This is a genomic window from [Zimmermannella] alba NBRC 15616 (assembly GCF_001570905.1).
In the GTDB taxonomy this organism is placed as follows: domain Bacteria; phylum Actinomycetota; class Actinomycetes; order Actinomycetales; family Microbacteriaceae; genus Pseudoclavibacter; species Pseudoclavibacter albus.
This window is the reverse complement of the sequence record NZ_BCSO01000001.1, coordinates 383,594-399,274: the sequence shown is the minus strand read 5'-3', so window position 1 is coordinate 399,274 and position 15,681 is coordinate 383,594. Positions and strand designations below refer to the sequence as shown.

General features: G+C 64.4%; 12 protein-coding genes. 7 read left to right on the top strand and 5 right to left on the bottom strand.

The window, feature by feature from the left end; genetic code table 11:
* Positions 1 to 99: 99 nt before the first annotated feature.
* Complete coding sequence (glnA, locus tag ZAL01S_RS01880) at positions 100 to 1,524, top strand: type I glutamate--ammonia ligase (RefSeq protein WP_066078835.1); 1,425 nt, start codon at positions 100 to 102, stop codon at positions 1,522 to 1,524.
* A gap of 410 nt (positions 1,525 to 1,934) precedes the next feature.
* Positions 1,935 to 2,204 (top strand): hypothetical protein, encoded by a 270-nt coding sequence (locus ZAL01S_RS01875; RefSeq protein WP_066078833.1) that lies wholly within the window; start codon positions 1,935 to 1,937, stop codon positions 2,202 to 2,204.
* Between the two features lie 89 nt (positions 2,205 to 2,293).
* Here the strand turns inward: ZAL01S_RS01875 and ZAL01S_RS01870 are convergent, their stop codons facing one another.
* Entirely contained in the window at positions 2,294 to 5,308 is a 3,015-nt protein-coding gene (locus ZAL01S_RS01870) for a bifunctional [glutamine synthetase] adenylyltransferase/[glutamine synthetase]-adenylyl-L-tyrosine phosphorylase (protein ID WP_083522964.1), read from the bottom strand.
* Between the two features lie 2 nt (positions 5,309 to 5,310).
* Entirely contained in the window at positions 5,311 to 6,645 is a 1,335-nt protein-coding gene (glnA, locus tag ZAL01S_RS01865; RefSeq protein WP_066078831.1) for a type I glutamate--ammonia ligase, read from the bottom strand.
* A 60-nt stretch (positions 6,646 to 6,705) separates the two neighbouring features.
* On the opposite strand from glnA (ZAL01S_RS01865), the gene panB reads away from it, so the two are divergent.
* Both panB and ZAL01S_RS01855 read left to right on the top strand, forming a co-directional pair.
* Positions 6,706 to 7,533, top strand: a complete 828-nt coding sequence (gene panB / locus ZAL01S_RS01860; RefSeq protein WP_110467101.1) for a 3-methyl-2-oxobutanoate hydroxymethyltransferase — start codon at positions 6,706 to 6,708, stop codon at positions 7,531 to 7,533.
* A gap of 8 nt (positions 7,534 to 7,541) precedes the next feature.
* On the top strand, positions 7,542 to 9,116 hold the full coding sequence (locus ZAL01S_RS01855; RefSeq protein ID WP_066078825.1) for an aspartate:alanine exchanger family transporter: 1,575 nt from the start codon (positions 7,542 to 7,544) through the stop codon (positions 9,114 to 9,116).
* Positions 9,117 to 9,119: 3 nt separating this feature from the next.
* Here ZAL01S_RS01855 and ZAL01S_RS01850 read toward each other — a convergent pair whose 3' ends face one another.
* Positions 9,120 to 10,319, bottom strand: coding sequence for a PucR family transcriptional regulator (locus tag ZAL01S_RS01850; protein ID WP_066078821.1), 1,200 nt, complete (start codon positions 10,317 to 10,319; stop codon positions 9,120 to 9,122).
* 117 nt (positions 10,320 to 10,436) lie between these two features.
* Here ZAL01S_RS01850 and ZAL01S_RS01845 point away from each other — a divergent pair, with 117 nt between their 5' ends.
* Together ZAL01S_RS01845 and ZAL01S_RS01840 are read left to right on the top strand one after the other, a co-directional pair.
* Positions 10,437 to 12,092 carry a thiamine pyrophosphate-binding protein gene (locus tag ZAL01S_RS01845; protein ID WP_066078818.1) on the top strand — a complete coding sequence of 552 codons (1,656 nt, stop codon included), beginning with the start codon at positions 10,437 to 10,439 and terminating at the stop codon, positions 12,090 to 12,092.
* Positions 12,092 to 13,345: a M20 family metallo-hydrolase gene (locus ZAL01S_RS01840; RefSeq protein WP_066078813.1), complete on the top strand. Its 1,254-nt coding sequence runs from the start codon at positions 12,092 to 12,094 to the stop codon at positions 13,343 to 13,345. The genes ZAL01S_RS01845 and ZAL01S_RS01840 overlap by 1 nt, the downstream gene beginning before the upstream one ends.
* Positions 13,346 to 13,418: 73 nt before the next feature.
* Here the strand turns inward: ZAL01S_RS01840 and ZAL01S_RS01835 are convergent, their stop codons facing one another.
* Positions 13,419 to 13,607, bottom strand: a complete 189-nt coding sequence (locus tag ZAL01S_RS01835) for a hypothetical protein (RefSeq protein ID WP_066078807.1) — start codon at positions 13,605 to 13,607, stop codon at positions 13,419 to 13,421.
* A gap of 11 nt (positions 13,608 to 13,618) precedes the next feature.
* Here ZAL01S_RS01835 and map point away from each other — a divergent pair, with 11 nt between their 5' ends.
* The gene (map, locus tag ZAL01S_RS01830) at positions 13,619 to 14,524 is read left to right on the top strand and encodes a type I methionyl aminopeptidase (RefSeq protein WP_083522963.1); all 906 of its coding nucleotides are present in this window, start codon (positions 13,619 to 13,621) and stop codon (positions 14,522 to 14,524) included.
* 100 nt (positions 14,525 to 14,624) lie between these two features.
* Here the strand turns inward: map and ZAL01S_RS01825 are convergent, their stop codons facing one another.
* Complete coding sequence (locus ZAL01S_RS01825) at positions 14,625 to 15,671, bottom strand: lipid II:glycine glycyltransferase FemX (protein ID WP_066078802.1); 1,047 nt, start codon at positions 15,669 to 15,671, stop codon at positions 14,625 to 14,627.
* Positions 15,672 to 15,681: the final 10 nt, after the last annotated feature.

Sequence of the window (15,681 nt, the reverse complement as noted above, 5' to 3'; positions counted from 1 at the left end):
GGCCGCAGGCCCCCGTGCGCGTACTATCGAACTCTGAGCGGGATACAGCCTGCACTCCAGGCATGGCGAAAGTCGCCTGCCATGAGGACGAGGAGCGACATGTTCACCGAACCGTCGGAAGTCATTGCCTACATCGCCGAGCACGAGGTCAAGTTCCTTGACCTGCGGTTCACCGACCTCCCCGGCATCCAGCAGCACTTCAATATCCCGGCCTCGATGGTGGACGACGAATTCTTCGAGATCGGTCAGCTCTTCGACGGCTCCTCGATGCGCGGTTTCGCATCCATCGACAACTCCGACCTCCAGCTCATCCCGGACGTCACGACGGCGTACATTGACCCGTTCCGCACGGAGAAGACGCTCATCATGATCTTCGACATCTACAACCCGCGCACGGGCGAGATCTACCCGCGTGACCCCCGCCAGGTTGCGAAGAAGGCTGAGGCGTACCTCGCCTCAACTGGCATCGCGGACACCGCCTACTTCGCGCCCGAGGCCGAGTTCTACATCTTTGACGATGTCCGCTACGAGGTCGCACCGAACCGTTCCTTCTACGCAGTGGATGCCGAAGAGGGCGCGTGGAACTCGGGCCGCGAGGAGCCGGGCGGCAACCTCGGCAACAAGACCCCGTACAAGGGCGGATACTTCCCCGTAAGCCCGGTCGACAAGCACGCCGACCTTCGCGACGCGATCTGCATGCAGCTCATCGAGTCGGGCTTCCACCTCGAGCGCAGCCATCACGAGGTGGGCACGGGTGGCCAGGGCGAGATCAACTACCGCTTCGACACGATGGTGCACTCGGCAGATGACGTCCTGAAGTTCAAGTACATCGTGAAAAACGTTGCCGACGAGTGGGGCAAGGCTGCCACCTTCATGCCGAAGCCGCTCATGGGCGACAACGGCTCAGGCATGCACACCCACCAGTCACTCTGGAAGGACGGGAAGCCCCTCTTCTACGACGAGTCGGGCTACGGTTCGCTCTCGGACATTGCTCGCTGGTACATCGGCGGCATCCTCAAGCACGCGAACTCGCTTGCTGCGTTCACGAACCCGAGCGCGAACTCGTACCACCGTCTCGTGAAGGGCTTCGAGGCGCCAATCAACCTCGTCTACTCGGCGGGCAACCGTTCCGCCGCGATCCGTATCCCGATCACGGGCACGAGCGCGAAGGCCAAGCGCATCGAGTACCGCGTGCCGGACGGCTCGGCCAACCCATACCTCGCCTTTGCCGCACAGCTCATGGCTGGTCTTGACGGTATCCAGAACCGCATCGAGCCGATCGAGCCGATCGACAAGGACCTCTACGAGCTCCCGCCGGAGGAGGCAAAGTCGATCCCGCAGCTTGCCACTTCGCTTGAAGCGGCGCTGCAGGCGCTCGAGGACGACCACGAGTACCTGCTCCAGGGTGGCGTCTTCGACGAGGACCTCATCAACACATGGATCCAGCTCAAGCGTGACCTCGAAATCACGCCGCTCGCGCAGCGTCCGCACCCCTACGAGTACGAGACGACGTTCGGCTGCTAGGCCCCAGAATTTGGCCCCAAGTGGTTGTGAACTCCAACCTCGTCTACACGTTGCAGGTGCAAAACTGCGCTGGATTAGGAATCTGAGTGCAGAGACGCATGTGTGCTGAACGTAGTCCCGCTCGTTCGAACCACTTGAGGTTTACGCACAAGAAGACACTCCTGACATCGCGGGTGGGTATACCCCAGACCTGTGTGAGCAGTACGAGTGCTACACCTTGACAGCGCTCGAAACAGGACAGTCGATTGAGGTCCCCATGGCTGCAACCCCAGCCCCCGATACCTCCGGCGAAGATACGTCCCAGCCCCTCGGTCTGAATCCCATCACGATCGGACAGTGCATTGCAAGTAAATCGAAGTCCATACCCAGACGGACCCCCACGCGATGCGCAGGGGCGGATCGAGCTGCGCATGCAAGCAGATTATGGAATGAACTGGCCGTTGTCCGACGCATGCTGGCCTACCCCTTGGGGAACTGTCAATTGGCATGATCTCCTCGGCGATGAACTTGTCGCTGAGCTTAAAGCTTGGTGCGATTACTTCACCCGTTACTCCGACTACGAGACAGGGGATTTCTTCCCGCCTGGTTCAAAAGCCCAATGGGAGCAGCGAGGGCGGGAACTCGCCCAGCTCCTCCACGAACATGTGGGCGATAGCTTCAACATTGAGCTGCTGCTTTAGCTCTCGTTCTTGACGCGTTGTGCAAGGTTGAGTTGAGCGGACCCACCTCCTCTAAGAGGTGCCGTTACCAGCCTCGCGCAGACGTCTTGCTAAGCCCCGTAGAAGCGCTCTTCGAACACTTTTCGTGAGCGCCTCGACACGGCCAGGTAGTGATCTTCCAGGATCGCTCCCTCGCCGTGTCTGTATCCGAGGACACGTGCAATCGCCTCGAGATCGACCATCGACTCCGGCAGCACGTCCTGGCGCTTGCCGCTCGCGAGGAAGATCGCGCCGCGAATCGCGGAAGCCAGCTGCCACGCAGTTTGCAGTGTCTCGTGTTCCTCGGCGGTGATGAGTCCCGCGTCCTGGGCCGCCTGAAGCGCGTCCATGGTGGATGCCGTGCGAAGGCCCGGGATTTCGGCACCGTGCTGCAGCTGCAAGCACTGCACGAGCCACTCGACATCGCTCAAGTTGCCGGGTCCAAGCTTCAAGTGTCGGCGTGGGTCGGCCCCGCGTGGCAGACGCTCGGCTTCGATGCGGGCCTTGATGCGGCGGATCTCGACAAGTTCGCGCGCATCGAGCTGTGCTGGGTAGCGGATGGTGTCGGCGAGTGCCATGAAGGCGCGGCCAAGCTCCTCATCGCCTGCGACGGGGCGGGCGCGCAGGAGTGCCTGCGCTTCCCATCCGAGTGACCAGCTCTCGTAGTAACTCGTGTACGCCGCGAGTGAGCGCACGAGCGGACCCTTCTTGCCCTCCGGCCGGAGCTCAGCGTCGAGTTCGATCGGGAGTCGCGGATCGTCGAGCAGCTTCGTGAGTCGGTTCACGAGCTGGTGGGCGGCCTTCATGGCGCGCTCGGCGTCGTCATCCTCGGCGGGATCGGCCACGTACAGGACGTCGAGGTCGGAGCCGAAAGACTGTTCCATGCCGCCGTAGCGCCCCATGGCGATGATAGCGAAGCGTGGCGGACGCTCGGATGCTGCTACTTCGGCGAGGTCGTCGAGGCGTTCGATCGCGTTGAGCCCTGCCTGGAGAATCTCGGTCGAGAGCTCTGCGAGGCCGCGCGCTGTGACATCCACACTGTTGAGGTCGAGGAAACGGCCGATCGCAAGCCGCAGCATTTCGCGGCGGCGGACGGTGCGGATGGCACGTCGCATCCCGGCTTCGTCGTCGTACCGCCGAATGGTCCGTTCCAGTTCTCTGCGCAGCGCCTCGGGTGTCTTCGGTTCGAGGTGCGTCGGGGAATCAAGCCAGCGAACAGCCTCTGGATGCACTTCGAGGAAGTTCGCGAAGAAGCGCGAATCGCCGAGCAGCTGTGTCAAGCGTTCGGCAGCCGCGTTCGAGTCGCGAAGCAGCCGCAGATACCAGCTGCTGTCGCCGAGCTGTTCGGAGAGCTTCCGATACGCGAGAAGCCCCTGGTCCGGGTTTCCACGTTGGCCGAGCCACAGCAGGATGACCGGCAAGAGGTGGCGGTGGATCTGTGCTCCGCGTGAGACGCCGTCGATGAGCTTCGCGAGGTGCGTCAGCGCACCCTTCGTGTCTTGGAATCCAATGGCGCGAAGGCGCGCGGCGGCCTGCTCGTTCGTGAGGTAGAAGCTCTCCTCCGGAAGGCTCGCGACTGCGGACAGGAGCGGCCGGTAGAAGACGTTTTCGTGGAGGCCGCGAATTTCGATGCGGAGGCGCTGCCAGGTGCGAATGAGCTCGCCCGAGTTCTTTGTGCGGGTGGCGCGCGCAAGGACGGCGAGTTCACTTTCCTCGCGCGGCATGAGGTGCGTACGCCGGAGGCGACGCAGCTGCAGACGGTGCTCGAGGAGCCGAAGGCTCCGATAGCCGACGTCGAAGCGCTCCGCGAGGTCACGGCCGATGTAGCCGCCGTCACAAAGCCGCTCAATCGCCTCGAGCGTCGAGCGCACGCGAAGCGTTTCGTCGTTTTGTCCGTGGACGAGTTGCAGGAGTTGCACTGTGAACTCGATGTCGCGCAGGCCACCAGGGCCGAGCTTGAGCTGCACATCGAGTTCGTCACGCGGGATGTGGTCGGTCACGCGCTCTCGCATCGCGCGAGCCTGTTTGACGAAGTCTTCGCGCCCGGCGCTCGCCCACACGAGCGGGGCGAGCCGCTCCACGAGTTCGTTGCCGAGCGCGAGGTCACCAGCGGCGGCACGAGTCTTGAGCAGCGCCTGGAACTCCCAATTCTTCGCCCACCGCTCGTAGTACTTCAGGTACGAGTCTGGTGTGCGCACGAGCGCACCGTCCTTGCCCTCCGGTCGCAGGTTCGCGTCGAGCTCCCAGAGTGGCGGTTCCACGCCGGCCTCGTTGATGATCTGCATGACGCGGGTGGCAAGCTTCGACCCCACGTCGATCGCGCGAGCAGTTTCCATCTCGGTGCCGTCGACGACGTCAACAACGAACATGACGTCCACGTCGCTCACAATGTTGAGCTCTTGCGCACCGCATTTGCCCATGGCGAGGATGCCGAAGCGAAGGGCATCGAGTTCCCCATCCCGCACGCGTCCCGGCCCCACCTTGATCTGGGCGAGTTCCTCACGTGCCACGGTGAGCGCCGCGTGCAGCACCGCGTCCGCGAGCGTGCTCATAAGCGCCGCGACCTGGTCGACAATCTCACGCGGCTCCTCCGAGGGGAGGTCCGTCCGGACGATACGGCCAAGCTCACGACGCCATGCCTGACGAAGCGCTGTCCGCGCCTCGTGGCCAGTGAGGATGCGGGAAGCAGCGCCGGGCGTTTCCTCCCTGACGCTCGCGGTGATCCGGTCGACGATTCGCCCTGGGTGGTCGAAGCCCGCCACACCGTCGTGCATGGCCAGCAGCGATTCCGGCGAGCGCAGCAGGAACTCGGCAAGCCCGCTCGAGGCGCCCATGACGATGAGGGCCGTCTCGAGGAGCGTGTCATCCTCACAGCTCGCGACGAGCTCGGGTGCTCGATCAATCGCTCGTGCCAGGAACTGCACCGCCTGGTCAGGGTCGGCCACGGCGCGGGAGATCTGGGCAAGGATGCGCTCGCGGGACATCCCGCGTTCGGTCTCGACCCGCGTCAGTGCCTCGTCAGCCTCGCTCGGCGAGCGAAAGCCGTGGCGGATCAGCTCGCCACGTTCACCTGGGCGTCGCGTCACGATTACAGAGCCCGAAAGGAGTGCTCGAGTTCGTAGTCGGTGACCTGGGCGCGGTAACCGTTCCACTCCTCGCGCTTATTTGCGAGGAAGTACGAGAACACCTGCTCGCCGAGCGTCTCCGCGACAAGCTCCGAGTCCTCCATGAGCGTGATCGCTTCCTTGAGGCTCGTCGGGAGCGGCGTGTAGCCAAGCACCTGGCGCTCGCGCGGTGTCATCTGCCACACATCGTCGAGGGCTTCGGCCGGGAGCTCGTACTCCCCCTCAATGCCCTTAAGCCCCGCCGCGAGCAGCAGTGAGAAGGCGAGGTATGGATTTGCCGCCGAGTCCATCGCGCGGTATTCCACGCGGGCCGAGGAGGACTTGCTCGGCTTGTAACGAGGGATGCGCACGAGCGCCGAGCGGTTCGAGTGGCCCCAACACACGTAGCTCGGTGCCTCGTCGCCACCCCAGAGGCGCTTGTAGCTGTTCACCCACTGGTTCGTGACCGCCGTGATTTCCGGTGCGTGACGCAGGAGGCCGGCCACGAAGCGACGACCGGTCGTCGAAAGCTGGTGCTCGGCGCTCGGGTCGTAGAAGACGTTCTCGTCGCCCTCGAAGAGGGACAGGTGCGTGTGCATGCCCGAACCGGGGTGCTGCCACATGGGCTTCGGCATGAAGGTCGCGTGCACGCCCTGCTCGATCGCGACCTCCTTAATGACCGTGCGAAAGGTCATGATGTTGTCGGCCATATCGAGCGCGTCCGCGTAGCGCAGATCGATTTCGTTCTGGCCAGGACCACCCTCGTGGTGGCTGAACTCGACCGAGATGCCGAGCTCTTCGAGGATGCGCACCGCGCGGCGGCGGAAGTTGTGTGCGGTACCACCAGGGACGTTGTCGAAGTACCCTGCCTCGTCGACCGGTGCGATGCCCTGGCGGAAGTTGTCGTGCTGTAGGAGGTAAAACTCGATCTCCGGGTGCACGAAGAAGGTGAACCCCTCTCCTGCGGCGCGCTCGAGCGTGCGGCGCAGGACGTGTCGCGGATCCGTTGGCGAAGGCTGGCCATCCGGTGTACGGACGTCGCAAAACATGCGCGCGGTCTGGTCGACGTCCCCCCGCCACGGCAGCACCTGGAAGGTGTCGGGATCGGGGTGCACGAGCATGTCCGCTTCGCTCACGCGAGCAAAGCCCTCAATCGCGGAGCCGTCGAAGCCGATGCCTTCCGTGAACGCACCTTCGATTTCAGCGGGTGCAACGGCGACCGATTTCAGCGTCCCCGTAACGTCGGTGAACCAGAGCCGGACAAAGCGAACGCCTTGCTCCTCGATCGTGCGCAGCACAAAATCCTGTTGCTTGTCCACAAGAAACTCCTCCGTTGGAAACGCTGACTCCAGGCTAGTGCCGTGGCTACGATGAGCAGCATGTCAGAGCCTCGCAAACGAATCCGTGTTCGCCAGATCGCCCAAGCGAAGGCCGAAGGACGTCGGATCACTGCGCTGACGAGCTACGACTGCATGACGGCGCGCATTTTTGACGAAGCCGGTATCGACCTGCTGCTCGTGGGCGACTCGGCTGCGAATGTGGTCTACGGGGCCGAGACGACCCTCGGGGTCACGGTTGATGAGCTCATCCCTCTTGCCCGTGCCGTCGCCACAGCCGCACCACACTGCCTCGTCGTCGCCGATCTCCCCTTCGGCAGCTACGAGCAGGGGCCGGAGCAGGCGCTCGAGACCTCGATCCGCTTCATGAAGGAAGCTGGCGTCCAGGCGGTGAAGCTTGAGGGCGGTGTCCGCTCGCAGGCGATGATTCGCAAGGTTGTCGACGCAGGCATCCCCGTCGTCGCTCACATCGGCTTCACGCCGCAGTCGGAGCACGGCTTCGGTGGACACGTCATCCAAGGACGCGGCGCCGCAGCCAAGCAGCTCATGGACGACGCGCTCGCCGTCCAGGAAGCCGGTGCCTTCGCTGTCGTCCTCGAATTGGTTCCCGCATCAGTGGCCGCCGAGGTCACGAAGTCACTCAACATCCCGACGATTGGCATCGGCGCAGGCGTTGAGTGCGACGGGCAGATCCTCGTCTGGCAGGACGCCTTCGGTCTCAACAGCGGTCGCCTGCCGAAGTTCGTCCGGAAGTTTGCCGAGCTCCACGAGACGCTCCTCGGCGCTGCCCAGGACTACCGTGAGGCCGTCGCCTCGGGCGCCTTCCCGAACGAATCCGAAAGCTACCCCGACTCCACGCCCGCCGCATAACCGCATCCATGGCCGAGATCCTCGCGTGGCTCGCTAGCCAGCCACTCATCACGCTCTTCATCGCTATTGCCCTTGGTGCTGGCGTTGGCAGGATCTCTATTGCCGGGGTCCGGCTCGGGGCCAGCGCGGTACTCTTCATCGCCATCGCGATGTCGGTGTTTGCCTCGACGTACGGTGTCTCGCTGGAGCTGCCGGAGATCGTCGGCCAGCTGGGCCTTGCGGTCTTTGCCTTCACGATCGGTGTGGCGAGCGGCCCGTCCTTTTTTAACGGCCTCTTTCGCTCGTGGCCGTGGCTTGTCGCGGTTGCACTTGCCCTAGGGCTGGCTGCGCTCGCAGCACGGCTCATCGGCCCGTTCCTCGGTCTCAATGAGCAGACGATCGCCGGTACCTTTGCTGGCGCGCTCAACTCGACGCCGGGTCTCGCGGCGACGGGCGGCGGCCCAGAGGCCACCGTCGCCTACTCGGTGACCTACCTCATTGGCATCGTCATCGTCATGGTGGTCATGGACGTCCTCCTGCAGCGGCGCGCTCGCGACCAGGATGCGCCGCCGGAGCTGTTCGAGCGCGCGATCCGTGTCGAACGGAGCGACTCGCCGCAGGTGTCGGAGATTCTCGCCCAGCACGGCGATGAGGTCTGCTTTGTGCGATTGAGCCGAAGCGCGGAAGCACCCCAGGTGGTGGTTCGGCCAGACGATACGCTCCCGCAGGGCTCCATCGTCAACGTCGTGGGTCCGGCCGACCGTCTGGAAGCGATCGCTCGCGAGCTCGGACACGTTTCGCACTATCGCATCGCCGAAGACCGCCGATCGCTGGACGTCATGCGCGTCACCGTCTCGGACCGTGGCGTCGCTGGCCGCATGATCGAGGAGCTCGACCTTGAGCGACGCTTCTCCGCAACGATCTCGCGCGTCCGCCGTGGCGACGTCGACATGGCTGGCACGGCAGACTTCGTGCTCCGCCTCGGTGACCGGGTGCGCGTCATTGCTCCGAAGCGGCGAATGAAGGAACTCACCGAGTTCTTCGGCGACTCAAGCCGCGGCCTGAGCGACCTCAACCCCGTCCTCCTCGGCGCGGGTATTGCCTTGGGGCTCGCGCTCGGTGCTGTCCCGATTCCGCTTCCTTCGGGTGGTCATTTCACGCTCGGCGGCTCGGGACCGCTCTTGCTCGGCCTCGTCCTTGGCCGTGGTGGGCGCATTGGTCCGCTCCTCACGGCGATGCCGCACACGGCAGCGACGGTGCTCACCGATCTTGGCCTCATGCTCTTTACCGCAGCGGCGGGGCTGCGCGCAGGTGGCCACCTTCTCCAGGCGTTCGAGAGCGACCTCTGGTCGCGCATTGCGCTCCTCGGCATCATCCTGAGCATCACGATGGTCGCAGTTGCGCTCGTTCTCATCCGCTGGCTCGGCAAGATGGGCCGCACACGCTTCGCGGGCATGTTGGCCGGTATGCAGACACAGTCAAGCCTCTTGGCCTTCGGCAACGACCAGACGAACGAGGACTCGCGTGTGGCGCTCGGCTACTCGCTCGCCTATCCACTGTCGATGATCTTGAAGGTCTTCCTCGCAGCATTCCTCGTGATGTAAGCGCTACCGCCAGGCGAGCACGACGATCGCCGCATCATCGGGCACAGTGACGTCGAGCCCCGTGAGCTCTTCAAAGCGACGCAAGCGGTTGAGCACCGTGTTCCGGTGGCAAAATTCACGCTCAGCGACGGCCGACACACTCCCGAGCTCGAGATAGCCGAGCACGGTCGTGACGAGTGTCCGGCGGTCTGGCGCGCGAAGCCGCTGCAGCGGCTGGTCAACTCGGGCACGAATGTCGAGGCCCTCGTCACGGAGCGCTTCTCTGGCAAGACGAGGCCAACCCACCATCACGCGCAGGGCACCCGCATCTTCGGGCGTCAAACTCGCGGCAAGACGTGCTGCCGTGTGGGCGGCCGCAGCGATCTGATCAAGATCGGGGATGTCATCAACGAGACCGCAGCGGAGTCCGGACAGCGTGTCATCCACTCGCTGCCGGTCGCGGGCGGTGCGAGGTTGTGCCCAGAGGGCCAGTCGGTCGGCACCACGGGCGTGCGTCACGCCGAGAACCCCGGCTCGTCGAAGGACCGCCGCGCTTTCTTCGAGAGCTTGTGCCTCGGCAGCGTGTGCGAACGCAACGATGAAGCGATCATCCGGACGAAAACGAAACTCGGTGCGGACGCGCTCGCTGAGGTCTTCGCCGAGCGGCGTCGGATGGAAGATCCGCTCCAGGAGTTCATGCCGAGCAGCAGAGGCTTCGCGGCGCATGAGTTCACGCTCGCGTAGGTAGCTCTCGCGCACGCGGTCCGCATACTCGTCAACGGCAAGCCAGAGGGAGTTTGCGCGGGTGACGAGCAGCATCGCATCTCGCTCTTCAGCAATCCGGATGAGCTCGTCCCAAATGATCGAGAAGTCGAGACGCACCGCGCTCAAGAGGTCATCAAGTTGCACGTCCGCGCGCGCTCGCCGAACACCGATCCGGTCGGCGATGGCCTGCACCTGTTCGGTTGCCGAGACGCTCCCCTGTTCACCGTCGTGTTCGCGGGCAAGTTCGAGCAGTGCGCCAATCGAATCGCGTGCCGTGCGACGAACGTCCTGGCGCGGAATGGGGCCGGACGCGTAGGCGGGAACGCTGCTCGCACGCTCCACGAAGCGCTCAGCAATTGCATCGAGATGTGCGATGAGCTCGTCAATGAGCACCCGCCACCGTGCTGTCGCGGCCGAATCAGCCTGACTTGGAGCCTGATCACGCGCTTCAGTGTGCATATGCCCATCCTAAGCAGTTGAAACAGTGACTTTCGCTCCCCTCCGCGTTGCACTCGCCCTGGGATGATGAGCCAAGACCGACCACGGCATCGTCGCCTGTCATCCATGAGGAGTCACATGACCACTGCACCCACGACCGAGGCTCGCCTCTCCGGCGGCCACCTGCTCGTCAAGCAGCTCGAAGCGCAGGGCGTCAAGCGCGTCTACGGAGTTCCGGGCGAGAGCTACCTCGATGTGCTCGACGGCCTCCACGACTCCTCGATCGAGACGATCGTGTGCCGCCAGGAAGGTGGCGCCGGCTTCATGGCACTCGCCGAAGGCCGTCTCACCGAAGTTCCCGGTGTGTGCATGGTGACGCGCGGTCCGGGTGCTGCGAACGCCTTCATCGCCGTCCACACCGCCTACCAGGACGCCACCGCGATGGTCCTCTTCGTCGGCCTCATCCCGGTCGCCGACCGCGACCGCGAGTCGTTCCAGGAGTTCGACCTGCGCGCATGGTTCGGTTCGACCGCCAAGCGCGTCATGATCCTTGACGACGCCGCCCGCGCCGCCGAGTACGTCCGCGACGCCTTCCACCTCGCTTCGAGCGGCCGCCCGGGCCCGGTCATCATTGGTCTTCCCGAGGATGTCATCCAGGAGCTCACGGATGCGCCGGTCCTCGCACCACGCGCGAAGCAGCATGCGCTCCCCCACCCGGACGACCTCGCCGAACTCAACGAGCTCCTCGCCAAGGCCGAGCGCCCCATGGTGGTTGCCGGTGGCGACGGCTGGACGCAGGAAGCCTCCGACCGTCTCGCCGAGTGGGCCACCTCGCAGGCTCTCCCGGTCGCCCTCGACTGGCGCGCCTACGACGCCATCTCGCACGACGCCCCCTGCTACGCGGGCTGGCTCGGCTATGGCCGCGCCGACACGCTCGTCGAACGCTACAAGCAGGCCGACTTGCTCGTCTTCATCGGCTGCAGCCGTAGCGATGTCCTCTCGGAGGGCTACCGCGCCGGCTTCGACGCAACGACCGTCATCGTCTCGACCGACACCGACCTCCTCTCGCACTCAGGCCGCCTCGACCTGCACCTGCACGCAGACCCGGTCGGTTTCACCTCGAAGCTCGACGCGCTCACCTCGCGCAGCGGCGCCGACCGCACCGCCATGGACGAGGCACACGCAGACGACCTCCGCTACCGCACCCCGCGTCCTGACGGCGGCGAGGGCGTCGACCTCGGTGCCGCCATCGGTGCCATCCGCGACCTCATCCCGGCAGACACCGTCATGACCTACGGTGCCGGCAACGCCACCATTTGGGGCCACCGCTACCTTCCGCACCTGCACTCGAACACGCTCGTCGGTCCGCGAAACGGCGCGATGGGTCTTTCGGTGCCGGCCGCGGTTGCCGCTTCGCTCACCTTCCCCGACCGCCTCGCCTTCGCAATTTGCGGTGACGGCGACTTCTTCATGAACGCGCAGGAGCTCGCTGTCGCGACTCGCTACGGCGCGAAGCCCCTCGTGCTCGTCGTCGACAACGGCATCTACGGCACGATCGTGGAGCACCAGCGTCGCCAGTACCCGGGTCGCCCGAGCGGTACCGGAATGACGAACCCCGACCTTGGCGCCTGGATGCGCGCCTTCGGCGGCTTCGGCGAGACCATCACCGAAACCTCTGAGCTTGCCGGCGCCTTCGAGCGTGCACTCGCGTTCGACGGCCCGCGCCTCATCCACATCGTCACGGACCCCGCCACGATGTCCCCCACGACCGAGAACCTGGAGGTGTCCGAGTAATGACCGCACAGGCAACCCGTGAGGAAGCGTTCCTCGCCGACTTCGCATCGATGTCGACCTTCGGTGCGACCGCGGGTGGCGGCATCGACCGCCAGGCAGCGACGCTCCCGGATGCTCAGGTTCGAACCTGGCTCCGCGGCATCCTGGAATCGCGTGGCTTCCGCGTGTACTTCGACAAGATCGGCAACCAGTTCGCGCTCTACGAACTCGTGCCGGGTGCGCCGTACATCCTCGCCGGTTCGCACATGGACTCGCAGCCCTTCGGTGGCCGCTTCGACGGCTCGTATGGCGTGCTCGCCGCAGCCCACGCCGCAATGCGCTGGGTCGAGAACCTCCGCGAGAGCGGCGAGACGGCGAAGTACAACATCGGTGTCGTCAACTGGTTCAACGAGGAGGGCTCGCGCTTCAAGCCCTCGATGATGGGCTCGAGCGTCCTCACCGGCAAGCTCACGATCGAGGATGCGCTCGCAAGCCAGGACCACGACGGCGTCACCGTCGGCGAAGCACTCGAGGCGCTCGAAATGATCGGCACCGAAGAGGCACCCAAGATCGCCGGCTACGCCGAGATTCACGTCGAGCAGGGCCACACCCTCGAAGACCGCGGCCTCACGATCGGTCTCGTCGAGTCGACCTGGGGTGCCGTGAAATACGACATCACCGTGAAGGGCGACCAGGCCCACTCGGCGACACGCATGCAGGACCGCCACGATGCCCTCGTCGGCGCGTCCAAGCTCGTCATTGCAGCCCGTGAGATTGCCGATGAGTTCCTCGCCCGCGGCGTCGACATCGTGACGAGCTGTGGCGAGTTCACGGTGTTCCCGAACTCGCCGGTCGTCGTGCCGAGCGAGGTGCGCATGCTCATGGACATCCGCTGCATTGACGCCGACGAGCTCACGAAGGCCGATGAGGCGCTCCGTGCTCGCTGGGCTGGCATCGAGGAGTACGCCTCAGTCACGATCGAGCAGCAAGAGTCGCACTCCTGGGGCGCGAACCCCTACGACGACGCTGGTATCGAGCTCGCGCGTGCCTGCGCTGCCGACCTTGGTCTCTCGCACGACCGTGCCTTCACGGTGGCTGGCCACGACTCGACGAACATGAAGGACCACGTCCCGACGGTCATGCTCTTCGTGCCGTCCGTTGACGGCATCTCACACAACGAGAAGGAGTACACCAAGGACGAGGACCTCCTCGATGGTGTGACGCTTCTCACCGAGGTGGTCACGCGCATGACGCGCGGCGCGCTCGACGCCTAGGCCACGTACACACGACGACGGTGGGGTGCAGCATCCGTGCTGCACCCCACCGTCGTGTTTCGCATCCTGCCGACTACTCGGCTTCTTCGCGGGCCTCTTCCTCAGCCCACGTGCGAGCGTTCTCCTGCAGGCGTTCCGGCGCGCGAGCTGCCTCCTCGCTGCTCCCGAACGGCCCGAGAAGGTCGGATGCGAGCGACTGCTTGCCCTCTTCAACCTGACCCGTCTTCGTGTTGAACCAAAATTCCTGCTTGTCAGTCGTCATAGAGTGTGAGTATGCCTAAGGATCCTCAGACCAAGCTGCTTGTTCCCGGGACACTCTCTCCGGAGCGCGGTGTGCCGGCCTCCATTGCTCGACCGGAATACGTCGGAAAAGACGCGCCGACCCCGTGGACCGGCGGTGACGTACACGATGAGGAGACCATCGCGAAGATTCGGGTCGCGTCGCAGCTTGCTGCCGATGCACTCGAGCACCTTGAGCAGTTTGCGGTCCCGGGCACGACCACGGATGAGCTCGATCGGATTGCGCACGAGTTCCTCACCGAGCGCGGCGCCTACCCGTCGTGCCTTGGCTACCGGGGCTTCCCGAAGTCGATCTGCACCTCGCTCAACGAGGTCATCTGCCACGGCATCCCCGATTCAACGGTGCTCGAAGGGGGCGACATCCTCAACGTCGACATCACCGCGTACCTCGACGGTGTGCACGGCGACACGAACCGGATGTACTTCATTGGCGACGTTGATGAGGAATCCCGCCTGCTCGTGGAACGCACGCACGAGGCCATGCTCCGAGGCATCCAGGCAGCAAAGCCCGGCCGTTCGGTGAACATCATCGGCCGCGTCATCGCAAGCTACGCGAAGCGCTTCGGCTACGGCGTCGTCGAGGACTACACGGGCCACGGTGTCGGCCCCGCGTTCCACTCGGGCCTCATCATCCCGCACTGGGATGATCCGAGCCGTGACGACATCATCGAGCCCGGCATGGTGTTCACGATTGAGCCGATGCTCACCCTCGGTGGCTCTCCGGATTGGCGCATGTGGGACGACGACTGGACAGTGGTCACCGCCGATGGTTCCCGCACCGCGCAGTGGGAGCATACGGTCGTCATCACCGAAGACGGCGCAGAGATCCTCACGCTCCCCTCAAGCAGACGTACCCCCAACGCCCTCCCGAACACCTAGTGAACATGCATGTGGCCGCCCGTGCACGCTGCGTGGCGGCCACATGCAATTGCGGGTGCGGTGTTGCGTTCAGAGCGGCACCGCAGACGAGGCGGCATGTCTAGAAGAAGGTTGCGCCCCGTCGCCGCTCAACGAGACTGATGGCACGTCGCGTGCCTCGCTCAAAGAAGTAGGTGCTGCGTGGCCTCAGATCAAGCTGCACCGCACCAAGGCGGTCGATCACATTGCCGAAGCCAGTCTTGAACTGCACAAGTCCGTGCATGAAGTGGTTGGGGTCGTCAAGCTCCCAGCTCGGTGGCATGCCCACCAGGTCGTACTGTGTGGCGTCGTGAGCCTTCGCCCAACGGATTGCCTCCCACTGCACGAGATACTGCAGCCCGTTCGCCTCGGGAATCCGGAGTGAACCGCCATCCTTGTAGGCGACAAACTGCTTGTCGTGCCAGAGGAATGCGCCGGCGGCGTAGTCCATGTCGGCATTAGGTTTCGCCAGCACAAAATGTCCCTTGCCGGCGGCAAGCCAGAGCCGCCACCGCGACTCGTAGTATTCGCGCGGACGGACGCCAAGCAGATCGGCGCGCTGCGCCATCGCCTCGTAGAGCTTCCAGAATGGTTCAAAGGCCGACTCATCGTCGATGTGTTCGATGATCGCCCCGTTCTTTTCAGCCTTCCGGATCGATCGTCGCGTGCGCTGCTTGAAGGATGCGAGCAGCTCCTCTTCACTCTGCTCGAGGTTAAGCACGACCGTGTGCGCATCGGGTTGAATATCGTCGATTTTCCGAAGCCCCGGAATCGAGGCGACGATGCGTGCTTCGTCCTCTGCCGACGACACGTCCACGAGAGGTTCCAACACGACAGTGAAGGCACCGCTCTCGCGGCGGAGCTCGTCGCAGATCTCCCGCAGGTGCTGAGCTTCACGAACGCAGGGCCCCATCGGGGCATACCAAAACTCACCGTGCAGGGGAATCCGTCGAACCAGGTACAGCACGGGAACGGGACCGGCACTGGTGTCGTGGATGATGGGTCGCGGTCGCCACTCAGGGAGCTTGTGGTCGGCAAACTCCGTGAGCTGCCAGAACGAATGCCCGCCAGGCGCGCCAGCAATGAGATCGTTCCAATTGACCCACTCGGATCGCGTCGGTTTCCGCATGCTTCTCCTA

Bases quoted from the DNA above. Each gene is read 5' to 3' on its own strand.
- glnA (WP_066078835.1), top strand. From the start codon at position 100: ATGTTCACCGAACCGTCGGAAGTCATTGCCTACATCGCCGAGCACGAG.
- ZAL01S_RS01875 (WP_066078833.1), top strand. From the start codon at position 1,935: ATGCAAGCAGATTATGGAATGAACTGGCCGTTGTCCGACGCATGCTGG.
- panB (WP_110467101.1), top strand. From the start codon at position 6,706: ATGTCAGAGCCTCGCAAACGAATCCGTGTTCGCCAGATCGCCCAAGCG.
- ZAL01S_RS01855 (WP_066078825.1), top strand. From the start codon at position 7,542: ATGGCCGAGATCCTCGCGTGGCTCGCTAGCCAGCCACTCATCACGCTC.
- ZAL01S_RS01850 (WP_066078821.1), bottom strand. From the start codon at position 10,319: ATGCACACTGAAGCGCGTGATCAGGCTCCAAGTCAGGCTGATTCGGCC.
- ZAL01S_RS01845 (WP_066078818.1), top strand. From the start codon at position 10,437: ATGACCACTGCACCCACGACCGAGGCTCGCCTCTCCGGCGGCCACCTG.
- ZAL01S_RS01840 (WP_066078813.1), top strand. From the start codon at position 12,092: ATGACCGCACAGGCAACCCGTGAGGAAGCGTTCCTCGCCGACTTCGCA.
- ZAL01S_RS01835 (WP_066078807.1), bottom strand. From the start codon at position 13,607: ATGACGACTGACAAGCAGGAATTTTGGTTCAACACGAAGACGGGTCAG.
- map (WP_083522963.1), top strand. From the start codon at position 13,619: ATGCCTAAGGATCCTCAGACCAAGCTGCTTGTTCCCGGGACACTCTCT.
- ZAL01S_RS01825 (WP_066078802.1), bottom strand. From the start codon at position 15,671: ATGCGGAAACCGACGCGATCCGAGTGGGTCAATTGGAACGATCTCATT.